Source organism: Rhodanobacter sp. G1, from assembly GCF_055397855.1.
Genome location: NZ_AP039674.1, coordinates 3,582,443 through 3,602,887, shown reverse-complemented (window position 1 = coordinate 3,602,887; position 20,445 = coordinate 3,582,443). Strand labels below are relative to the sequence as shown.

General features: G+C 67.4%; 11 protein-coding genes. 5 read left to right on the top strand and 6 right to left on the bottom strand.

Going from position 1 to position 20,445, the window contains the following annotated elements; all coding sequences use genetic code 11:
* Positions 1–25 precede the first annotated feature (25 nt).
* On the bottom strand, positions 26–565 hold the full coding sequence (locus tag ACZ5Z2_RS16000) for a phage tail protein (protein WP_464759551.1): 540 nt from the start codon (positions 563–565) through the stop codon (positions 26–28).
* Between the two features lie 386 nt (positions 566–951).
* Here ACZ5Z2_RS16000 and ACZ5Z2_RS15995 point away from each other — a divergent pair, with 386 nt between their 5' ends.
* Complete coding sequence (locus ACZ5Z2_RS15995) at positions 952–7,518, top strand: fibronectin type III domain-containing protein (protein WP_464759550.1); 6,567 nt, start codon at positions 952–954, stop codon at positions 7,516–7,518.
* A 142-nt stretch (positions 7,519–7,660) separates the two neighbouring features.
* Here the strand turns inward: ACZ5Z2_RS15995 and ACZ5Z2_RS15990 are convergent, their stop codons facing one another.
* The 5 genes from ACZ5Z2_RS15990 to ACZ5Z2_RS15970 form a co-directional block, all read right to left on the bottom strand.
* Positions 7,661–7,804, bottom strand: a complete 144-nt coding sequence (locus ACZ5Z2_RS15990) for a hypothetical protein (protein WP_464759549.1) — start codon at positions 7,802–7,804, stop codon at positions 7,661–7,663.
* Between the two features lie 19 nt (positions 7,805–7,823).
* Positions 7,824–8,171 (bottom strand): hypothetical protein, encoded by a 348-nt coding sequence (locus tag ACZ5Z2_RS15985; RefSeq protein ID WP_464759548.1) that lies wholly within the window; start codon positions 8,169–8,171, stop codon positions 7,824–7,826.
* Positions 8,172–8,365: 194 nt separating this feature from the next.
* Positions 8,366–9,742, bottom strand: a complete 1,377-nt coding sequence (locus tag ACZ5Z2_RS15980) for a DNA polymerase Y family protein (RefSeq protein ID WP_464759547.1) — start codon at positions 9,740–9,742, stop codon at positions 8,366–8,368.
* Positions 9,743–9,898: 156 nt separating this feature from the next.
* Positions 9,899–10,567, bottom strand: coding sequence for a MarC family protein (locus ACZ5Z2_RS15975; protein ID WP_464759546.1), 669 nt, complete (start codon positions 10,565–10,567; stop codon positions 9,899–9,901).
* A 116-nt stretch (positions 10,568–10,683) separates the two neighbouring features.
* Positions 10,684–12,813 (bottom strand): beta-galactosidase, encoded by a 2,130-nt coding sequence (locus tag ACZ5Z2_RS15970; RefSeq protein ID WP_464759545.1) that lies wholly within the window; start codon positions 12,811–12,813, stop codon positions 10,684–10,686.
* Positions 12,814–12,886: 73 nt separating this feature from the next.
* On the opposite strand from ACZ5Z2_RS15970, the gene ACZ5Z2_RS15965 reads away from it, so the two are divergent.
* The 4 genes from ACZ5Z2_RS15965 (at position 12,887) to ACZ5Z2_RS15950 (ending at position 20,376) form a co-directional block, all read left to right on the top strand.
* Positions 12,887–13,909: a phosphotransferase gene (locus ACZ5Z2_RS15965; protein ID WP_464759544.1), complete on the top strand. Its 1,023-nt coding sequence runs from the start codon at positions 12,887–12,889 to the stop codon at positions 13,907–13,909.
* Positions 13,902–15,236, top strand: a complete 1,335-nt coding sequence (locus ACZ5Z2_RS15960; protein ID WP_464759543.1) for an aminotransferase class III-fold pyridoxal phosphate-dependent enzyme — start codon at positions 13,902–13,904, stop codon at positions 15,234–15,236. The genes ACZ5Z2_RS15965 and ACZ5Z2_RS15960 overlap by 8 nt, the downstream gene beginning before the upstream one ends.
* A gap of 331 nt (positions 15,237–15,567) precedes the next feature.
* The gene (locus ACZ5Z2_RS15955; protein WP_464759542.1) at positions 15,568–18,114 is read left to right on the top strand and encodes a TonB-dependent receptor; all 2,547 of its coding nucleotides are present in this window, start codon (positions 15,568–15,570) and stop codon (positions 18,112–18,114) included.
* 264 nt (positions 18,115–18,378) lie between these two features.
* A complete protein-coding gene (locus ACZ5Z2_RS15950; protein WP_464759540.1) occupies positions 18,379–20,376 on the top strand; it encodes an MGH1-like glycoside hydrolase domain-containing protein in 1,998 nt (665 codons plus the stop codon).
* The last annotated feature ends 69 nt before the right edge of the window (positions 20,377–20,445 follow it).

Below are 20,445 nucleotides of genomic sequence, written 5' to 3'. Positions count from 1 at the left end.
TGAAAACGAATGGGTCGTCAAGCCGTCAACTGCGCGATGGATAGATGCCGGTAAGTGCGATGTTGAAGTTGATGACGCGATACGGCTGCATGTTGTCGTGTGCGCCGGATCCGCCCGTCATGCCGATGGTCGCCGGATAGAGTGGGACGGTGTTGGTGCCGCCGGCGGCGTACACCGGGATGCCGGTGTTGCTGCTGGTGCCCAAGAGCGTGTTCGTCGCGTTCTTGCTGTTACCGGTGCTGGTGGTGGCGCCGACCGTGTGGGAATGCATCGGTAGCTGCTGACCCGTAAGGGCGACTGATTCCGCGCCGCCCACTGTTCCGGTCGTATACGGAGCGGGCTGCCATGCCGGATCCGCCGAGGCGCCGGCGCCGGCAGGGGTTCGCCCCTGCAGGTTGGGCAACTGGAAGTTGGTGGTGCCGTTGCCGCCGTATTGGACGCCGAGCAGCGAGAACAGCGCCGCATTCTGTTGGACGGGCAGGAGCTGCCCGTTGCACAGCGCAAAGCCGCGTTGGGCAAACCCGAAGCCGGTCATCATGATCTGGCCGATATAAAACTCCGACATGCGACTTCCCCTTGTCATGGTTGGTTGTCGCGACGCCTTGGCGCCGCACGTTCCTGCACTGCCTTCTGCGGCAATGGCCGCCGTTGCAGCAGATTATGTTCAGCCGATGCGCCCCGGTTACCGTAGATTCCCCGACCAAGGCATCCGGATGATAGCGATGCATTGCCCGGCTGGTGTGATGAGGCGGTGACGAAGGCAAAGCTTGACTTGCCGGCGTCCGTCAACGACGTTACGCACGGCTGGGTAGGAGTCTTGCAAACGGAGCAGGCCGATACTCGGATTTTCGCGTTGCACTGGGAATGGGCCTCTTCGCTGCGCATCCGGCGTGGCTTCTGTGCCTGGGGTGCATGCGCAAGGCATTGCAGGAAGTCTCAGGGGAAGGGGCCATGATCCATACGCTATTCGTCTGCCGTCGCGCGGCACGCGCCGGGGTATCCGGCGCCATCGTTTCTATGTTCGGCATGGGCTTGCTGTTGGCTTTCATGATGCTGGCCAGCCTCTGGCCGCGTGAAGCGGCGGCAGTCCCCTCCCAGGCAGGCTGCACCCTGACGATTACGTTCAACGCCGCCCCGCTCAATACGACGCAGACCTACCAATTGACGGGCGATATAAATACGACGGGGTCGGAGGCGCGCGCGTGCAGTCCAAACGGCGATATCCAGGCATCGTCCACCGATACGGCCGTGGGGCCCGGTCTGGGCAATCCGGGCGACACGATCGCCGGGCAGCACGGCACTTATACCCTTAACTACACAGATAGCGGCACCGAGTCGATCTCGTATACGCCAACCTCCAGCGCTCCGACCGGCTATACCGAGTCGTTCCCGTTTTATGGCGACGACAACGCGACGGTCTACAACGACACGGCCAACATCACCATCCACGTCGCGACCTCGGCCCCCGGCGCCCCGACCATCGGCGCCGCCACGGCCGGCAACGCGCAGGCCTCGATAACGTTCACCGCGCCGGGCAGCGATGGAGGCTCTCCCATCACCGGCTACACGGTGACCTCCAGCCCCGCCGGCGGCGTCGATTCCAATGCTGGCACCACTGCGCTCAGTCACGTGGTCACCGGCCTCACCAACGGAACGGCTTACACCTTCACGGTCACCGCGACCAATGCGATCGGCACTGGCACGGCATCGGCGGCGTCCAACAGCGTCACGCCGTCCACGGTACCCGGCGCGCCTACCGGCGTCACCGCCAGCAGCAGCACGCCGGCGCAGGCCACCGTCACGTTCAGCGCGGCCAACAACAACGGCTCGGCCATCACCGGCTACACGGTGACCTCCAGTCCCGCCGGCGGCGTCGATTCCAATGCCGGTACGACCGCGCTCAGCCACGTGATCACCGGGCTGACCAACGGTACCGCCTATACCTTCACCGTGATGGCGACCAACGGGGACGGTGCCGGCCCGGCTTCGTCGCCGTCCAACAGCGTGACGCCGAAGGCATCGCAGACGATCACCTTCGCCTACCCGGGCACGCAGAACTTCGGCACCACGCCCACGCTGACGGCAACGGCCAGTTCGGGCCTGACGGTGACGTTCTCGTCGACCACCACCAGCGTATGCACGATCACCAGCGGCGGCGCGCTTACCTTCATCAGCGCCGGCAGTTGCACCATCAATGCGGATCAGGCCGGCAACGGAACCTACGGCGCGGCGGCGACGGTGCCGCAGACATTCACGGTCGCGGCGGTCGTGCCCGGCGCGCCCAGCATCGGCACGGCCACGGCCGGCGATGCGCAGGCATCGGTCAGTTTCACGGCGCCTGCCTTCACGGGCGGCGCGTCGATCACCGGATACACCGTCACCAGCAATCCGGGCGGCCTGACCGGTACCTGCGCCAATTCGCCTTGTACGGTGACGGGCCTTGCCAACGGTACGGCGTACACCTTCACGGTGACCGCAACCAATTCGGCGGGCACGGGAGCGCCATCGGCGGCGTCGAACAGCGCGACGCCAAAAGCGTCGCAGACGATCACCTTCGCCAATCCGGGCACGCAGAACTTCGGCACCACGCCGACGCTGACGGCCTCGGCAAGTTCCGGTTTGACGGTGAGCTTCAGCTCGAGCACGACCGCCGTATGCACGATCACCAGCGGCGGTGCGCTTACCTTCATCAGCACGGGCAGTTGCACCATCGATGCGGATCAGAGCGGCAACGGTGCTTATGGTGCGGCGGCGACGGTGCCGCAGACATTCACGGTTGCGGCGGTCGTGCCCGGCGCGCCCAGCATTGGCACGGCCACGGCCGGCGATGCGCAGGCATCGGTCAGCTTCACGGCGCCGACCTTCACGGGCGGCGCGACGATCACCGCGTACACCGTCACCAGCAGCCCGGGAGGGGAGACCGGCATCTGCACCAATTCGCCTTGCACGGTGACGGGCCTTACCAACGGCACGGCGTACACCTTCACGGTGACCGCGAGCAATTCGGCCGGCACCGGCGCACCATCGGCGTCCTCGAACAGCGCGACACCGAAGGCATCGCAAACCATCACCTTCAACAACCCGGGTGCGCAGAACTTCGGCACCACGCCGACACTGACGGCGATGGCCACCTCGGGCCTGACGGTGACGTTCTCTTCGAGCACGACCGCGGTATGCACGATCACCAGCGGTGGCGCGCTTACCTTCATCACCAGCGGCACCTGCTCCATCGACGCGGATCAGGCCGGCAATGGCGCGTATTCCGCCGCGCCGCAAGTCATTCAGTCGTTCACCGTCAATGGCATCGTGCCGGGTGCGCCAACCATTGGCGTGGCGGTGGCGGGCGACCAGCAGGCGACGGTGAACTTCACTGCACCGGCCTCGTCGGGTGGCTCGCCGATCACCAGCTACACCGCCACCAGCAGCTCGGGAAGCAATGTCGGCACGTGCGCCGCTTCGCCGTGTACGGTTACCGGACTGGTCAACGGTACGGCATACACGTTCACGGTAACCGCGACCAATGGTGTCGGCACCGGCAGCGTGTCTGCCGCCTCGAACGCCGTCACGCCTAAAGGCAACCAGACGATCACCTTCGCCAATCCGGGCACGCAGAATTTCGGTACCACGCCGACCTTGACGGCCACCGCCAGCTCCAGCCTGACGGTGACGTTCTCTTCGAGCACGACCGCGGTGTGCACGATCACCAGCGGCGGCGTACTGACCATCGTGACGCCTGGAACCTGCACCATCGATGCCAACCAGCCCGGCAACGGTGCCTACCTGGCGGCGGCGCAAGTCAGCCAGTCGTTCGCCATCGCAGGCGTGGCGCCCGGCGCGCCGACCATCGGCACGGCCACGGCCGGCGATGCCCAGGCGACGGTGACCTTTACCCCGCCGAATGCTACCGGCGGCGCCGCCATCACCGGGTATACCGTCACCAGCAACCCGGGCGGCCTGACCGGTAGCTGCACCAATTCGCCTTGTGTGGTCACGGGCCTTACCGATGGAACGGCGTACACCTTCACCGTAACGGCGACCAATTCGGCGGGCACCGGCGTGGCGTCCGCGGCATCCAACAGCGTGACGCCCAAGGTCGCCGCGGCGATCACCAATTTCGCCGCCAACCCGGCGGCACCGGTGTTCAAGCCGAACGGCACGTTCACCGTATCCGCCACCGGCACGGGTTCGAGCAGCCCCCTGGTGTTCGCCATCGCCTCGGCGTCGAGCGCGATATGTTCCATCCAGGGCAGCACGGTCACCACGCTTTCGGCTGGCAAATGCACGGTGACCGCCAACCAGGCCGGCGACGGCAGCCATGTGGTCGCGCCGCAGGCGACCCTGGACGTGATGATCAGCAACCCGCCGCCGCCCACGATCGGCAACGTCAGTGCGAGCACCGGCTACAACACCGTTGCGACGATCGACCTGAGTGGCGCCATATCGGGCATCGACGTCACCTCGGTGGCGATTGCGGGAGCACCACAGCACGGCACCGCGACAGTGTCGGGTGAAACGGTGACCTACACGCCATCCTCGACCTTCTACGGCGGCACGGATACGTTCACCTACACGGCGACCAATCCGGGCGGCACCTCGGCACCGGCGACGGTGACCGTGACGGTGGGCGCGCCGGCGGCACCGACGGTGGCGGGTAAGACGGCGACGACCGCGTACAACACGGCGACGGCCATCGACCTGAGCGGTTCGATCACTGGCGTGGATGTCACAGCGGTGACGATCGGCACCGCGCCGACGCACGGCACGGTGAGCGTGTCGGGCAAGACGGTGACCTACACGCCATCGTCGACGTATTACGGCGGCAGCGACAGCTTCACGTACACGGCAACCAACCCGGGAGGCACCTCGGCACCGGCGACGGTGACCGTGACGGTGGGCGCGCCGGCGGCACCGACGGTGGCGGCCAAGACGGCGACGACCGCGTACAACACGGCGACGGCCATCGACCTGAGCGGTTCGATCACTGGCGTGGATGTCACAGCGGTGGCGATCGGCACGGCACCGACACACGGCACGGCGAGCGTATCGGGCGAGACGGTGACCTACATGCCGTCGTCGACCTACTACGGCGGCACGGATACGTTCACCTACACGGCGACCAATCCGGGCGGCACCTCGGCACCGGCGACGGTGACCGTGACGGTGGGCGCGCCGGCGGCACCGACGGTGGCGGCTAAGACGGCGACGACCGCGTACAACACGGCGACGGCCATCGACCTGAGCGGCTCGATCACCGGCGTGGACATCGCGGCGGTGACGATCGGCACGGCACCGACGCACGGCACGGTGAGCGTGTCGGGCAAGACGGTGACCTACACGCCATCGTCGACGTATTACGGCGGCACGGATACGTTCACCTACACGGCGACCAATCCGGGCGGCACCTCGGCACCGGCGACGGTGACCGTGACGGTGGGCGCGCCGGCGGCACCGACGGTGGCGACCAAGACGGCGACGACCGCGTACAACACGGCGACGGCCATCGACCTGAGCGGTTCGATCACCGGCGTGGACATCACGGCGGTGACGATCGGCACCGCGCCGACGCACGGTACGGTGAGCGTGTCGGGTGAAACGGTGACCTACACGCCGTCGTCGACCTACTACGGCGGCACGGATACGTTCACCTACACGGCGACCAATCCGGGTGGCACCTCGGCACCGGCGACGGTGACGGTGACGGTGACGCCGCTGTCGGTGCCGGTGGTGCAACCGCTGACCGTGTCCACCACGACCGGCGTATCGGTGCAGATCCAGGCGGCAGCCCAGGCGAGCGGCCCCAAGCCGTTCACCGGCGCGAGCGTGGCTCAGGCTCCGGCCCACGGCCAGGCGCAGGCGAGCGGGGAACAGATCACCTATACGCCGGCGGCGGGCTTCGTGGGCACCGACCACTTCACCTACGAGGTCGCCAACAACTTCGGCAGCTCGACGCCGGCCACGGTGACCGTGACCGTGACTGCGGCTGGCCAGGGCAGCGCGCCGGATGGCACCGTCACCGTGATGACCAAGCCCGGCGAGGCGGTCACGGTGAACCTGGCGAGCATCGTGCCGGGTCAATACGCATCCTCGGCGCTGCTTGGCGTCTCGCCGGGCGATGGCGGCCAGGCTGCGATCGGCCAGCCGACGGCGCTGACGTTCACTCCGGCCGCCAACTTCCACGGCCTGGCCCAGATCACCGCGACGCTGACCACGACGGATGGCCAGACCAAGACGGTGGACGTGCTGGTGCTGGTGAACACCCAGCTCGACCCCTCGCATAACGCGGACGTGCTGGGCCTGATCAATGCACAGACGATGGAGGCGCAGCGCTTCGCGCAGAACCAGCTGGACAACATCCGCCAACGGCTGGAAAGCCTGCACGACGGCGACGACCGCCTGTTCAGCAACAACCTTGCGTTGAGCCTGGACGGCCAGTCGCTGCAAGGGCCTGCCAGCAATCGCCGGGCGCCATACGACGGCCAGAACGGAGCGGACTATGCCGACGGCTCGATGTCTGCCATGCAGCGGCCGGGCATCGGCGCAGCCGGGGGCGACACGATGCCGTCGCCCAATCGCCGGGCCTTCGGGCCGGCGGTACGGGCCAACAGTCAGGACAGTGGCAGTAGCGACGGCAGCGGTGGTGCTGGCGGCGGCGCCGGCGGAGCGTCGCCGAACCGCGGCCCGTCCGGTCTGGGCGTATGGATCGACGGCATGGCGGCGTTCGGCAGCTATGACTCCTACCGGCAGTCGGCGGCCTTCGACGCGGACAGCGTGTCGATCAACCTGGGCGTGGACAAGCGCATTGGCGAGGGCGGCCTGTTCGGTATGAGCCTGGGCTATAACCACGATCGCAGCACGATCTCCAACGATGGCACGCGCAGCATTGCGCAGGGCTACAGCGCCGCCTTGTACGGGAGCTTTGCGCCTTCCGCATCGACCTACATCGACGCGGTTCTGGGCGGCGGGGGGCTGAGCTTCGACAGCCGCCGCCACGATGCCGATACCGGCGGCTATCTGCTCGGCCATCGCAATGGCAGCCAGTGGTTCGGATCGTTGACGGCCGGCTACGAGCACCGCAACGGGAAGTGGCAGGTATCGCCCTACGGCCGGTTCGAGTGGTCGTATTCGTCGCTGAACGGATTCGCCGAAAACGGCGATGTCGCCGATGCCTTGTCCTATGGGCGCCAGAGCGTGCGTACGTCACTGGCCGTACTGGGTGTGCGCGCGAGCGGCATGATCCAGACGCAGCATGCGGTGCTGGTGCCGCGGGTGCGGCTGGAGGCTGGGTACGACTTCCAGGGCACCAGCAACACCACGCTGGGCTATGCCTTCGTGCCGTCGGCCGGCTCCTGGAACGTGCTGACCAATCCGTACAGCGCCAATGGCTTCAGCATGGAAGCCGGGTTGGGCTTGGACTTCCAGCTGAAGAACAATCTGCTGCTGACCACCGACTACGAGTTCCTGATGCAGTCGCACAGCCACGACCAGACGATCCGCTTCGGCATCGACAAGAAGTTCTGATAATCCGTGGTATGCAATGCTTTGGCGGACGCCTCATGGCGTCCGTCGCTTTTTGCGAGACCGATGGCAAGACGGAGTTGCGGAGGCGGCGGGCAACTGAGTGACGGTGTGCCAGCCTGCAGGCTGGCATCGTGAGGGTGTGTCATGCCGGCGCAGGCTGCGCAATGTCCACTATGGGCTGCGGATCCAGTGGATCGAGGCCCGCCTCCTGCTCGCTGTCGGCATCGTGGGTGCGGTTGAAGTGAATGCACATCGGTGTGGCGTCGTGCGCCAGCGCGGCCTGCATGCAGCCGCAGCAGACCTTGTCAGTGGATATTGGGTGTATCGCCCTGCGGTGCGGATCTCGCCGCTTGCGCCTGTTTGGCTTGCATCCGCCGCAGGTCGGACTCCAGGCGCTGCAGAGACTGCGCCAAACGTACGCGAGCTTGTGCCAGTTGTGCTTGTTGCTGGGGCGTAAGCTGTTGCCACTGCGACGGATGGGCGCGCGCTTCATCGGCGGGCGTGATTGTCATGGCGGGATGGGCATCGGGCGCGCCAGGGCAGGGATGGTCTTGATAGGCCGTGACTCCATCCGGCTGCTTGCATTTGAAAACCGATTGCCCGTGAGCGGTGGCCGTCAATAGGCCCAGAACGGCAAGCAGGCAAATGCGCATGTTCTCCTCCTGAGTTGTCTTCGTTCCAGTCTACGGGTCGCGTCATTCCGCCGACAACGCAGGCACGTCGGCAGGTTCCACTGGGCGCCTGGCCAGCGGCGCATCCTTGGCATTGCTGGCCAGGCTTCGTGCCTTGCGCTATGGCGCTGCACGGGCAGCGCCGATGAAATGTGTCATGCCTGATGCGGCCAACCTCAGTCGGGTGGGGACGTGCGCGCAAATGCACCGCTTCGTTCCCTCTCGCGCCGCCGATGCTCCTCCTCCGTCATCGCCTTGAACCGGTTGAGCGATTGCAGCCATAGCGGGTCGAGGCCTGCTTCCTGTTCGCTGTCGCCATCCGGGACGCGGTTGAACGGGATGCGCATGGGTGCGGCGTCGTGCACCAGCGCGGCCTGCATGCCGCCGAAGTAGACCTTGTTGAGGCCGTATTTCGTGTTGATGCGGTCGACCACGGCGTCGATCCCGCGCGCGTCGCCGGCGGGGGCGAACAGCGAGCCGCTGGTCTGCGTGCGTTCGGCGAGGCGAGTCAGCGTGACGCTCACCGACAGCGGCACGCCGCGGGCGGGGCCGGGCAGCGGGCGCTTGCGCACGCGGCCGGCGTCCAGCATGGCGGTGAGCAGGTGCAGCAGGGTGCGGCTGTCGTCGGTGGGGTCGAAGTGGATGCTGCTTTCCCAGCGCTCCTGGTAGCCGACGAAGCGTATGGCCACCGTCATCGCGCCGGCCAGCAACTGGTCGCGGCGCAGGCGCATGGCGGCCTTCACCAGCAGTTTCTTCAGCACCGCCAGCGCGCCTTCGGGCGTGCGCAGTTCGGGGCCGAGCACGTGCGAATGGCCCAGCGAGCTTCGTGTGGTGGCGGCGGCCGGCAGCCATGCGCCGCGCAGCAGGCCCCACATGCGTTCGCCCTCGATGCCGCCCCAGGCGCGGCGCAGCACTAGCTTCGACGCGGCGGTGAGTTGCGCCACGGTGAAGATGCTCTCGGCTTGCAGGCGCGCTTCCATCGATGCGCCGATGCCGCACAGGTCGCGCAGTCTGAGGCCGTGCAGCGCCTGCGGCAGGTCGGCCTGCTCGATCACCACCAGGCCATCGGGCTTCTGCATGTCGGTGGCGGTCTTGGCGAGGAACTCGTTGGGCGCGATGCCGACCGAGCAGCGGATCGCGCCGCCGGGCGCGACCTTGGCGATTTCCTCCTTCACCTGCTGTGCGATGCGCTCGGCTTCCGCGCGTTGGCACTGGCAGCCGACCAGCTCGCAGGCCATCTCGTCGATGGAGCCGACATGGGCGATGGGGATGGCGTGGTCGATCGCCTCGATCAGCCGCTTGTGCCAGTGCACGTAGCGCTCCGGCCGCGCGGTGACGATGGCGATGTCCGGACAGCGCTGGCGCGCCTCGCGCACCATCGTGCCGGTGGAGACGCCATGCGCCTTCGCCTCGTAGCTGGCGGCGATCAGGCTGGTGGTCTCCGCGTCCACCGGCGCCACGCCCACCGGCCGGCCGCGCAGCGCAGGCGTCTCGTGCTGCTCCACCGAGGCGAAGTAGCTGTTGAAGTCGACGAAGAGGCTGCGCAGGGTCATGGCGGTTGTATAGCTTGCGCCTGTCGCGCGGGGCGAGATTCAGGGCAGGGTTGTCGCATGGGAAAAGGAGCGGACGGTGAGCGCCGTCTTGTCATCCCGGCCTGCGCCGGAATGACGAACAAAACCCGCGCCATGCCCGGTTCTTCAAGGCAAACCTCAGGCAAACAGCGCCTTGAGCCCGGCGGTGGCGATCTGCAGGCCGATGCAGAAGATGAAGAACGCGATCAGCCGGTTGAAGATCTTTTCCCCCTGCGAGCCGAGGTAGCGCTCGATGCGCTGGGTGTTGAGGAAGAACACGTACACCAGCACGCACATCGCCACGATGGCCAGCAGGATCGCCGCCATGTTGAGCGCCAGCTGGCGCAGGTCGGTGTCCGCGCCGTGCGCGCTCAGCGTCAGCAGCACCGAGATGGTGCCCGCGCCGGTGGTGAGCGGAAAGGTCAGGGGATAGAACAGCAGGTTGTCGATGTTCCTGTGCCTGGGCTCGGCGACGTCGCCGTCGGTGCTGCTGTCGGCGCTGTCGTCCTTGTCGGAGGTGAGGAAGCCCCAGCCCATCTTGCAGATCATGATGCCGCCGGCCAGCTGCACCACGGGAATCGACAGCCCGAACAGCTTCAGCACCCACTCGCCGGCGATCAGCGTGACGGTGCAGATGCAGAACGCGTACAGCGTGATCCGGCGCACCGCCTGTTTCTTGCCGGCCTTGTCCAGTTGCGCGAGGTAGGGCATCACCACGAAGGCGGTGCCGATGGGATTCACCACCGGGAACAGCGCCACCACGCCGATGAAGAACAGGTGGATGAAGGCGTGGATTTCGGCTGCCATGCCCGGCGGATCCCCTGGCAAGAGTGGAGCGCGCATTCCGGCGAGGCCCGCCATGCGCGCTGGCCGGCCATGATACCGCTGCTGCGGGAGCGCGCCCTGCGCGCGCGGAATGGCGGCTACTTCGCGCCCTCTTTCCACACCAGCACGCCAGCGGGCGCAAGTGGCGTCTGGCCCTGCACGACCCGCGCATCCGGCGGTAATTGGAAGGCGAAGGGCCTGGGGTTGTAGCTCACCATGAAGTCGTAGCCGCCGCGCCAGTCGTGGAACACGCCGGTGGGCAGATCCTCGATGGCCACGCCGGCGCGCTGGTAGACGCCGCGCACGATCGCGCGCTCCAGCGCGCCGTCGTCGGTGGAGACGCCGATCATGGTGACGGTGCCCTTGCCCAGCTTGCGCGTGGTGGCGGCGGCCTTGCCGGCGTAGTAGTGGTCGGCGTAGGTGGCGAGCACCTCGGTGCCGGTGCGCGGCGTGAGGATGTCGGCCCAGCGGTGCCACGCATGCGTCTTGCCGTCGGCCTTCACCTCGCCGTCGGCGCTCGGAGGCAGCATGTCGAAGCCGTCCACGTCGTCGCCGATCAGGTCGAGGATGGGCGCGTACCACGGCCCTTCGGGGAACTGGCCCCGTTCGTTCTTCTGCCCGGTGCGGCTGGTGAGGATCAGGTGGCCGCCCCGTTCCACGTAGCGCTTCCACTTCGCCGCCAGCGCGGGGCTGACCATCTGGTAGGCCGGCGCGATGAGGAAGGGATAGCGGTCGAAGTCGTCCTGTTCGGAGATGAAGTCCATCGGCGCGCCGGTGGTCTGCACCGCCAGCGTGTAGCCGTTGCGGTAGGCCCAGCTGTGCCACAGCGTGGTCTGCGGCTGGATCTCCAGATCCCAGAACACGTCCTGGCTCCACAGGTAGCCGGTATAGCGCGCGGCAAGGCGTTCCGGCAGCTTGGCCGACGGGTCGAGCCTGGCCTCGAACGCCTTGATCTCGCGCAGGGTGTCGACGAACTCGCGACCGGTGCGCGACAGCGTCACGCCGTCGGTGCCCACGATGCCCTCGTGGTACATCTCGCTGCCGCGCAGCGGATGGCGGTAGCGGTAGGTGGCGAGCAGGGAGGCGCCGGAGGCGAAGGCGTGCCACATCCACATGCGGATCGCACCGGGCATGGGCTGCGGATTGATCGAGGCCCAGTTCACCTGGCCGGGCTGCAGCTCCATCACGCCGAAGGTGCCGTTGATGGGGCGGAAGTACGCGGCGGCCTCCATCAGGTTGGCCGGTTTGCCGATGGTGTAGCTGTCGCCGCCCAGCACGTTGCTGCCGGCCACCGGGTAGAGCGTGAAGGTGGGGAAGTCGAGGTCGCGCGTGCGGCGCGGGTCGGTGTCGGTGCTGACGTTGGTGTAGTCGGTGGTCACCCACTGCCGCTGGCCCGCGTACTTGTGGATGATGTCGGCCTGGTCGTCGAGGAACTGCGCCTGGGTGTCGGCGCGGAAGCGGGCCAGGTCGAGCACGGCATGCGGGCTCAGCTTGTCCTCGGCGGCCAGCGTGGTGTTGGGCAGCAGCACTTCGTCGAAGCTGCCGTAGCGGGTGCTCCAGAACGAGCCGGCCCACGCCGTGTTCATCGCGTCGATGCTGCCGTACTTCTTGCGCAGCCAGTCCTGGAACGCCTTGCGCGCGCTGTCGCTGAAATCGGGGAAGGTGCTCGGCTCGTTGTCGATCTGCCAGCCCCACACGCGCGGATCGTGGCCGTAGTGCTCGGCCATCGCGGTGACGATCTTCGCCACGAAGGCCTTGTAGGTGGGGTCGGTCAGCGACAGCTCCGCGCGGATGCCGTGCTCGTGGCGCTGGCCATGCTCGTCCACGCGGTAGACCTGCGGGTAGCGCTGGCCCATCCAGCTCGGCACCGCCGCCGAGGGCGTGCCCAGGATCACGCGCAGGCCGGCCGCATGCGCCAGCGCGATGGCGTGGTCGAGCCAGCGGAAGTCGTACTGGCCCTGCTTCGGTTCCAGGTACGTCCAGCTGAGTTCGGCCATGTGCGTGAACTCGAAGCCCAGCTTCGCCATGCCGTCGAAGTCGCGCTGCCACTGCGCCTGCGGCCACTGCTCCGGGTAGTAGTACACGCCGAAGCTCATCGGCTCCGGCTGGTGCAGCAGCGCCGCGCCCTGCAGGTGTGTGGGTCGCGTGCCGCCTGCATTGGCGGGAGCGGCGACGGCCACGGTGACGACGGCAGCGGCGAGCAGCGTGGCGAGCAGGGGCTTGAGCATGGCGGATTGCCTCGGGCCGGGGTTGCGTATATTTGTAATACTATATGCCTTTCTGCCGCGAGGGTGTCCGACCGTGCCCAGCTTGACCCCCGAAGCCGCGCTGGCGCTGGCCGACAGGCATTGGCGCGTGCGCGGCGAGGTGCGCGCGTTGCCCTCGTACGCCGACCAGAATTTCCGCATCGGCGGGGCGGGCGGCGACTACGTGCTGAAGGTGGCGCATCCGTCGTGGTCGCGCCAGGATCTGGATCTGGAGAACCAGGCCATGCTGACGCTGGCCGCGCGCGAGCCTGCGTTGCAGTGGCCGCGCGTGATGCCCAGCGTGGACGGCGAGCATCTGCTGGCGCTGCCGATGGAAGACGGCGTGCGCCACGTGCGCCTGTTGAGCTTCGTGCCGGGCATGACCTATGCGGAGGCCATTGCCGGCGTACCGCCAGCGCAGCGTCCGGCACTGCACGAAAGCCTGGGCCGCGCTGTGGGCCGGCTGATCCGCGGCCTTGCGGATTTCCATCACCCGGCCGCCGATCGTGCGCAGGATTGGAACCTGATGAACCTGCCCGACCTGCGCGGCGAGATCGGCCACATCGAGGACGACGCGTTGCGCGCCATCGTGGCGGCACAGGTGGAACGGTTCTGCGCGCAGCTGCCCGCGTGGCGTGCGCAGCTGCCGATCACCGTGCTGCACAACGACGCCAATGACCTCAACGTGATCGTGGCGCTGGACGGGAAGGACGGCGGCCAGGTCGACGCGGTCATCGACTTCGGCGACATGTGCACCAGCTTCCGCCTGTGCGAGCTTGCCATCGCCTGCACCTACGCGATGCAGCACGAGGCCGATCCCGAGGCCTGCGCGCAGGCCATCGTGCGCGGCTGCATCGCCCTGTGCCCGCTGCAGCGCGCCGAGCTGGAGCAACTGCACGCCTTCATCGTCGCGCGCCTCTGCCACAGCGTGCTGATGGCCACGCGCGCGCACCGCGAGCAGCCGGACAATCCCTTCGTGCAGGTGTCGCAGCAGGGCGTGCGCGCCTTGCTGCACGCGCTTGCCGGCATCGGCCCGCACGCCATCGTCGCCCCTTTCCTGGAAGCCCGCCATGAGTGACCGCACCGTCGCCGAAACCGTCCTTGCTGGCGTGCCCGAGCGCGGCAACGCTGAACTGCTGGAGCTGCGCAAGCGCCACCTCAACCCCACGCTCAGCGTGTCCTACCGCGAGCCGCTGAAGATCGTGCGCGGCGAGGGCGTGTGGCTGTACGACCAGCACGGCGAGGCCTACCTCGACATGGTCAACAACGTCTGCCACGTCGGCCATTGCCATCCGCGCGTGGTGGCGGCCGGCCAGGCGCAGATGGCGCGGCTCAACACCAACACGCGTTACCTGCACGACAACATCGTCGAGTATGCGATGCGCCTGGTGGCGACCTTGCCGGCGCCGCTGTCGGTGGTGTTCCTCACCAACTCGGGCACCGAGGCGAACGACCTCGCGCTGCGGCTGGCGCGTGCCCATACGAGGCGGCGCGGCGCGCTGGTGCTCGACCACGCCTACCACGGCCACTCGCCCTCGATGGTCGAGCTGAGCCCGTACAAGTTCGACGGCAAGGGCGGCGAGGGGCGGGCGGCGCACGTCGGCGTGGCCGGCATGCCGGACGTCTATCGCGGCGCGTTCCGCGATCCGTCCACGGCGGGCAGGCAATACGCCGAGCTGCTGGCGGCGGAAATCGCCGGGCTGCGCGAACGCGGCTTCGACCCGGCGGTGTTCTATTGCGAATCCCTGCTCGGCTGCGGCGGCCAGATCGTGCTGCCCGACGGCTACCTGCGCGAAGCCTATGCCACCGTGCGCGCCGCCGGCGGCGTCTGCCTCGCGGACGAGGTGCAGGTGGGTTTCGGCCGCGCCGGCGAGCACTTCTGGGCCTTCGAGCGCCAGGGCGTGGTGCCGGACATCCTCACCGTGGGCAAGCCCATCGGCAACGGCCATCCCATCGGCGCGGTGGTCACCACGCCGGAGATCGCCGCCAGCTTCGTCACCGGCATGGAGTACTTCAACACCTTCGGCGGCAACCCGGTGTCCTGCGCCATTGCGCTGGCCGTGCTCGACGTGATCCGCGAGGAGCGCCTGCAGGACAACGCGCGCACGGTCGGCAACCTGCTGATGGACGGCCTGCGCGACCTGCAGCGCCGCCACGCCTGCATCGGCGACGTGCGCGGCTGCGGGCTGTTCATCGGCGCCGAACTGGTCGGCGACAGCGCGGCGCGCACGCCCGACTGCGCCAAGGCGAAGCAGGTGGTCGAGGCGATGAAGGCGCGCCACGTGCTGCTCTCCACCGAAGGCCCCGAGGACAACGTGCTGAAGATCAAGCCGCCGATCGTGTTCGGCCGGCGCGACGCCGCGGAATTCCTCGAAAAGCTCGACGCGGTGCTGCGCGAAGGCTGAGCGCGGGCGGCAGGCGAAGGCAACCGACGGGGCCGCAAGGCCCCGTTCGTGTTTTTTGAGGCGGGGTTGGCTGGGGGCACAGGGCTGTTTTTGAAGAGTGCAGCCAGGGTTGGCTGCCCGTGTGATTTTGGCGATCAGGATGAGCGCAAGGACTGACATGACTATTTTCATATTGTAGTATGAATAAACAATTGCTATACCATGGCACGGCCGGCGCAAAACGCGCCGGCGGCCGCGTAGAAGAGGCGACGGACGCCCGGAATCGGCCCGCCGGCGGCATGTCGGCGCGAAACCACGACAAACAACCATCGTTCGGGTAGGGGTGATCAAGATGAAGAAGCACCAGCGGATCAATCGGCGCGCCCTGGCGGCCGCCATCGGCCTCATGCTGCTGTCGGGCGCGGCGGTCGCCCAGGACGCGCAGCCGCAGGCCGCGCCGGCAACGGCGAACAAGGCCAGGCAGAAGCCGTCCGACGCGAACGCGCAGTCCGCGCAGACGCTGGATCAGGTGGTGGTGACCGGTACGCCTACGGTGGGCGGCATCCGCAAGATCGACGCCAGCTACTCGATCACCACGGCCACCAGCGAGCAGATCAAGGAGCTCAACCCGGTCAGCACGGCCGACCTGCTGAAGATGTCGCCTGGCGTGTATCCCGAATCCTCCGGCGGCGAAACCGGCGCGAACATCGAGGTGGCCGGCTTCCCGTCGGACAGCGGCGCGCCCTTCGTGACGCTGCAGATGAACGGCTCGCCTCTGTTCCCCAAGTGGGATTACTTCACCGACGCGATGTTCCGCCTCGACGACACCATCGACCGCGTGGAGGCGGTGCAGGGCGGCACCTCGGTGCTGTACGGCAACGGCCAGCCCGGCCTGATCGCCAACTTCATCCTGAAGGAAGGCTCCTCGACGCCCGGCGGCGACGTCGGCATCACCTACGGCTCGGAAGGCATGGTGCGGCTGGACGGCTTCTACGGCTTCCCGATCGGCGGCGCCGACAGCGGCTGGTACGGCAGCGTGGGCGGCTTCTGGCGCAAGTCCGACGGCGTGCGCGACCCGCAGTTTCCCTCGGACAAGGGCGGCCAGCTCACCGCCACGCTGAGCCATGACCTTGAGCACGGCTCGCTGATGTTCTACGTGCGCGACCTCAAGGACAAGAACCAGTGGGTCACCGACACGCCGATCTACAACCCGTCGGCGGGCAAGTTCTCGGCCTACCCGGGCTTCGATCCGCTCACCGGCACCTTCGGCAGCAACGCCGACCGCTACCAGTTCCTCGAGACCACGCCCTGCTTCACCAGCGGGTGCAAGCCCGGCGGCGTCAACATCGACATGGCCAACGGCCAGGGCGGCGACGTGCACGTGTTCGGCGCCAACCTCGACCTCGATTTCGAGAACGGCTGGTCGCTCTCCGACAAGGTCATCTTCGTCGGCGGCGACATGGACACCACGGCGTTCTACAGCACCGGCGCCAACCCCACCACGCTGGGCGATTTCATCAACCAGTCCGTCTCCGACTTCGGCCTGCCCGCCGGCCTCACCGCCACGGCCACCTATACCGACAGCGGCAAGCCGGCCGATCTGAACCAGAACGTCACGGTGCAGAACCCGGAGTTCATCCACAAGCACATCACCTCGGCCACCAACGAGTTCCGCGTGAGCAAGGAGCTGTTCGAGGGCAACACGCTGACCCTGGGCAACTACACCGCGGTGTACGGCGAGGATCACTCCGAGGCCGACGGCCTCAACATGCTGCTGCAGGCGAAGAACAACCCGGCGCCGATCGCGGTGAGCTACACCGACGGCACCAACACCTACCAGCTCACCGACAAGCAGGGCCTGTTCTGGGCGCCCGGCCCGTCGTCGTGGATGGCGTTCAACGAGAGCTGGCACGCCACCACCACCGCGTTCTATCTCGCCGACGAATGGACGCTGGGCAAGTGGCGCTTCGACGGCGGCGTGCGCTGGCAGCACGACGACATCGGCGGCCGCTTCCAGAACACCGCGTCGGGCGACCTCGACGCCAACCCGTACACCGTCTACAACAACAACGCCGAGTACCTGATCGACGACTGGAGCCATCCGCAAGGCACGCGCAGCGCGGCCTCGTGGACGGTGGGCGCCAACTACGAGCTGGCCGACAACATGAGCGTGTACGGCCGCATCAACAACGGCGCGTTCCTGCCCAGCTTCGACGACATCGTGAACCTGGACAGCCCGCCCATCGAGCGCATCCACAACTACGAGATGGGTTTCAAGTACCAGGCGCCGTGGATCTACGCGGACATCGGCGTGTACCACCGCCAGTTCCTCGGCGTGCCGTACTCCATCGACCTGAGCGGCGGGCAGGTCAACCTGGTCTACGGCTCGATGACCAACGGCGTCAACGCGCAGGTGATGGTCAAGCCATTCGAGCACTTCTCGCTGGCGCTCAGCGGCAACTACATGCACGGCCACTACAACAACTACGCCGGCTGCGTGCCGTACCAGGCGCAGGACGGCAGCTACCAGTGCAGCAGCATCTCCGGCATGACGGTGGATCGCCAGCCCGAGGTGCAGTACCGCGTGACGCCGGCCTACGAGTTCCCGACCCGCTGGGGCAGCATGAAATTCTGGGCCACCTACGAGCACATAGGCGACCGCTACAGCGACCAGCTGCAGCAGCAGCCGATGGGCAGCTACTACGACCTCAGCTTCGGCGCCATCGCCAACGTCGGCCAGAAGTGGATGCTGACCTTGCGCGGCACCAACATGACCAACCAGATCGGCATCACCGAAGGCAACGCGCGCCTGTTCGGCTTCGCCAGCGGCGGCGGCGTGATCCTGGCGCGTTCCATCGAAGGCCGCGAGGTGAATTTCCAGGTGAAGTACAAGTTCTGACGCCCATCGCCGTACGGAGCGCATGAGCCGCCCTCCCACGCGTACAGGGCAATCGTATATGCCTCCAAAGTTTGCTCGTCATTCCGGCGCAGGCCGGAATCCAGTAGCCGTACAGTTTGAATGAGCGTTGTCGCCACTGGATCCCCGGCCTGCGCCGGGATGACGAGCCAAATGCCCATTGTCCCGGGCAGGTCGCAGGCGACACTTCTGCCGCGCGCAGGGAAGGGAGCGATAACCAGCATCCTCATGCGGAGACACGGTTCCATGCGTTCACTCATCAGACAGATGATCCTCGCCGCGGCCATGGCCGCAGCGTCTGGTGCGCACGCCGCATCGGCATCCAGACACGCCGCGCAATACCAGGATCTGCTCGACTTTCACGGCACGCCGCGCACGGCGGCGGATCGCGGCTTCAACATCTTCTTCGACATGGGCGCGTGGCAGGGCTACAGCCTGCCGCGCACCGGCGACGCGGGCACGGGTTTCTCCGGCCCCTTCGTGCACAGCCTCGGCACGGGGCAGTGGGCCGGAGTGCGCTTTGCCGCATTGGCCCTGCGCGATGCGCGCGGAAGGGACGACGTCGATCTCAAGGAAACGGCGAGCCATGCCGTGCCGGGAGCGCTGGAACGCACGTTCGCGGCGGATGGCCTGAGCGTGCGGCAGACGCTGTTCTTCGCCGATTCCTGGCATGCGCTGGTGCGCATCGAGTTGAGCGCGGGCAAGGCGCGTGACGTGGAGCTGGCGATCGCCGGCCGTGCGATGCCGCTGCCCGGAAGCCGTCTCGTCGCCGATGGCGATGCCGTGGCGCAGAATTTCGCCGGCTCGCCTTCCACGCTCACCACGCAACTGCATGCGGATGGCGCGAGTGCGGATCACGCCAGCGTGTCGGGCGACGACTACCGCATCGCGCTGGACAAGCCGCTGCATCTCGAAGCCGGCAAGACCGTCACGCTCTACGCGGTGCAGACGCTGCGCTACGACGCGAACGTAGAGCCGCCGGCCATCGACTACGCGCACGCGTGGGAGGCCAATCGCGCGCGCTGGGCGGGCTACCTGAAGGCCGTCGCCGGCAGCCATCTACCCGGCCTGCCGGACGAGGTGGCGCGCCGCGTGGCCGCGAAGGCGGTGGTCACCCTGCTCGGCAACTGGCGCGCGGCGCGCGGCGACCTGCGCCACGACGGCGTGGTGCCTTCGTATTCCAACCCCGACTTCAACGGCTTCTGGGCCTGGGATTCGTGGAAGCACGCGGCGGCGCTGGCCTGGTTCGCGCCGGAACTCGCCCGCGCGCAGATCCGCGCGATGTTCGACTACCAGGCCGCCGACGGCATGCTGCCCGATTGCGTGTTCCTCCATCGCGCCGACGACAACTGGCGCGACAGCAAGCCGCCGCTGGCGACCTGGGCGGTGATGCAGGTGTACCGCGCCACCGGCGACCGCGCCTTCCTTGCCGCGATGTACGACAGGCTGGTGCGCTACCACCGCTGGTGGTTCGCGGCGCGCGACCACGACCGCGACGGCCTCGCCGAGTACGGCTCCACCGACGGCACGCGCATCGCGGCGGCGTGGGAGAGCGGCATGGACAACGCCGTGCGCTTCGACCATGTCGCCATGCTGAAGAACGGCGAACACGCCTGGTCGATGGATCAGGAGTCGGTCGACCTCAACGCCTACCTCTACCGCGAGGCGACGGAGCTGGCGCGGATCGCCGACGTGCTGGGCAAGCCGCAGGACGCGTCGACGTGGCGCAAGCAGGCCGCCGCGATGGAATCCGCGATCCGGTCGCGCATGTACGACGCGAAGCTGGGCTGGTTCTTCGACGCGAAGCTCGACGGTTCCGGCCTGGTGCGCGTGTACGGTTCGGAAGGCTGGGCGCCGCTATGGGCCGGCGTGGCGACGCCCGCGCAGGCCGCCGCGGTCGAGAAGACGATGATGGACGCGCGCAAGTTCGCCACCGCGATGCCGTTTCCCACGCTGGCCGCGGACGATCCGCATTTCGCGCCGATCAAGGGCTACTGGCGCGGGCCGGTGTGGATGGATCAGTCGCTGTTCGGCGTCGAGGCGCTGCGGCGCTACGGCTACCGCGCCGAGGCCGACGCGATGGCGCGCCGGCTGGTGCTGGCCGCGAAGGGGCTGGCGGCAGGGCAGGCGACGTTCCGCGAGAACTACGATCCGCTGACCGGCAACGGCTACCAGTCGCAGAACTTCAGCTGGTCGGCCGCGAGCTACCTGTTGCTGCTCGGGAACCGGGACGACATCAGGTAGTAGACCTGACGACTGGTCGGAACAACCAGCTTTCTGTTCGTCATTCCGGCGCAGGCCGGAATCCAGTGA

Excerpts from the sequence above, each read along its gene's own strand:
- ACZ5Z2_RS16000 (WP_464759551.1), bottom strand. The coding sequence starts at position 565 with ATGTCGGAGTTTTATATCGGCCAGATCATGATGACCGGCTTCGGGTTT.
- ACZ5Z2_RS15995 (WP_464759550.1), top strand. The coding sequence starts at position 952 with ATGATCCATACGCTATTCGTCTGCCGTCGCGCGGCACGCGCCGGGGTA.
- ACZ5Z2_RS15990 (WP_464759549.1), bottom strand. The coding sequence starts at position 7,804 with ATGCAGGCCGCGCTGGCGCACGACGCCACACCGATGTGCATTCACTTC.
- ACZ5Z2_RS15985 (WP_464759548.1), bottom strand. The coding sequence starts at position 8,171 with ATGCGCATTTGCCTGCTTGCCGTTCTGGGCCTATTGACGGCCACCGCT.
- ACZ5Z2_RS15980 (WP_464759547.1), bottom strand. The coding sequence starts at position 9,742 with ATGACCCTGCGCAGCCTCTTCGTCGACTTCAACAGCTACTTCGCCTCG.
- ACZ5Z2_RS15975 (WP_464759546.1), bottom strand. The coding sequence starts at position 10,567 with ATGGCAGCCGAAATCCACGCCTTCATCCACCTGTTCTTCATCGGCGTG.
- ACZ5Z2_RS15970 (WP_464759545.1), bottom strand. The coding sequence starts at position 12,813 with ATGCTCAAGCCCCTGCTCGCCACGCTGCTCGCCGCTGCCGTCGTCACC.
- ACZ5Z2_RS15960 (WP_464759543.1), top strand. The coding sequence starts at position 13,902 with ATGAGTGACCGCACCGTCGCCGAAACCGTCCTTGCTGGCGTGCCCGAG.
- ACZ5Z2_RS15955 (WP_464759542.1), top strand. The coding sequence starts at position 15,568 with ATGAAGAAGCACCAGCGGATCAATCGGCGCGCCCTGGCGGCCGCCATC.
- ACZ5Z2_RS15950 (WP_464759540.1), top strand. The coding sequence starts at position 18,379 with ATGCGTTCACTCATCAGACAGATGATCCTCGCCGCGGCCATGGCCGCA.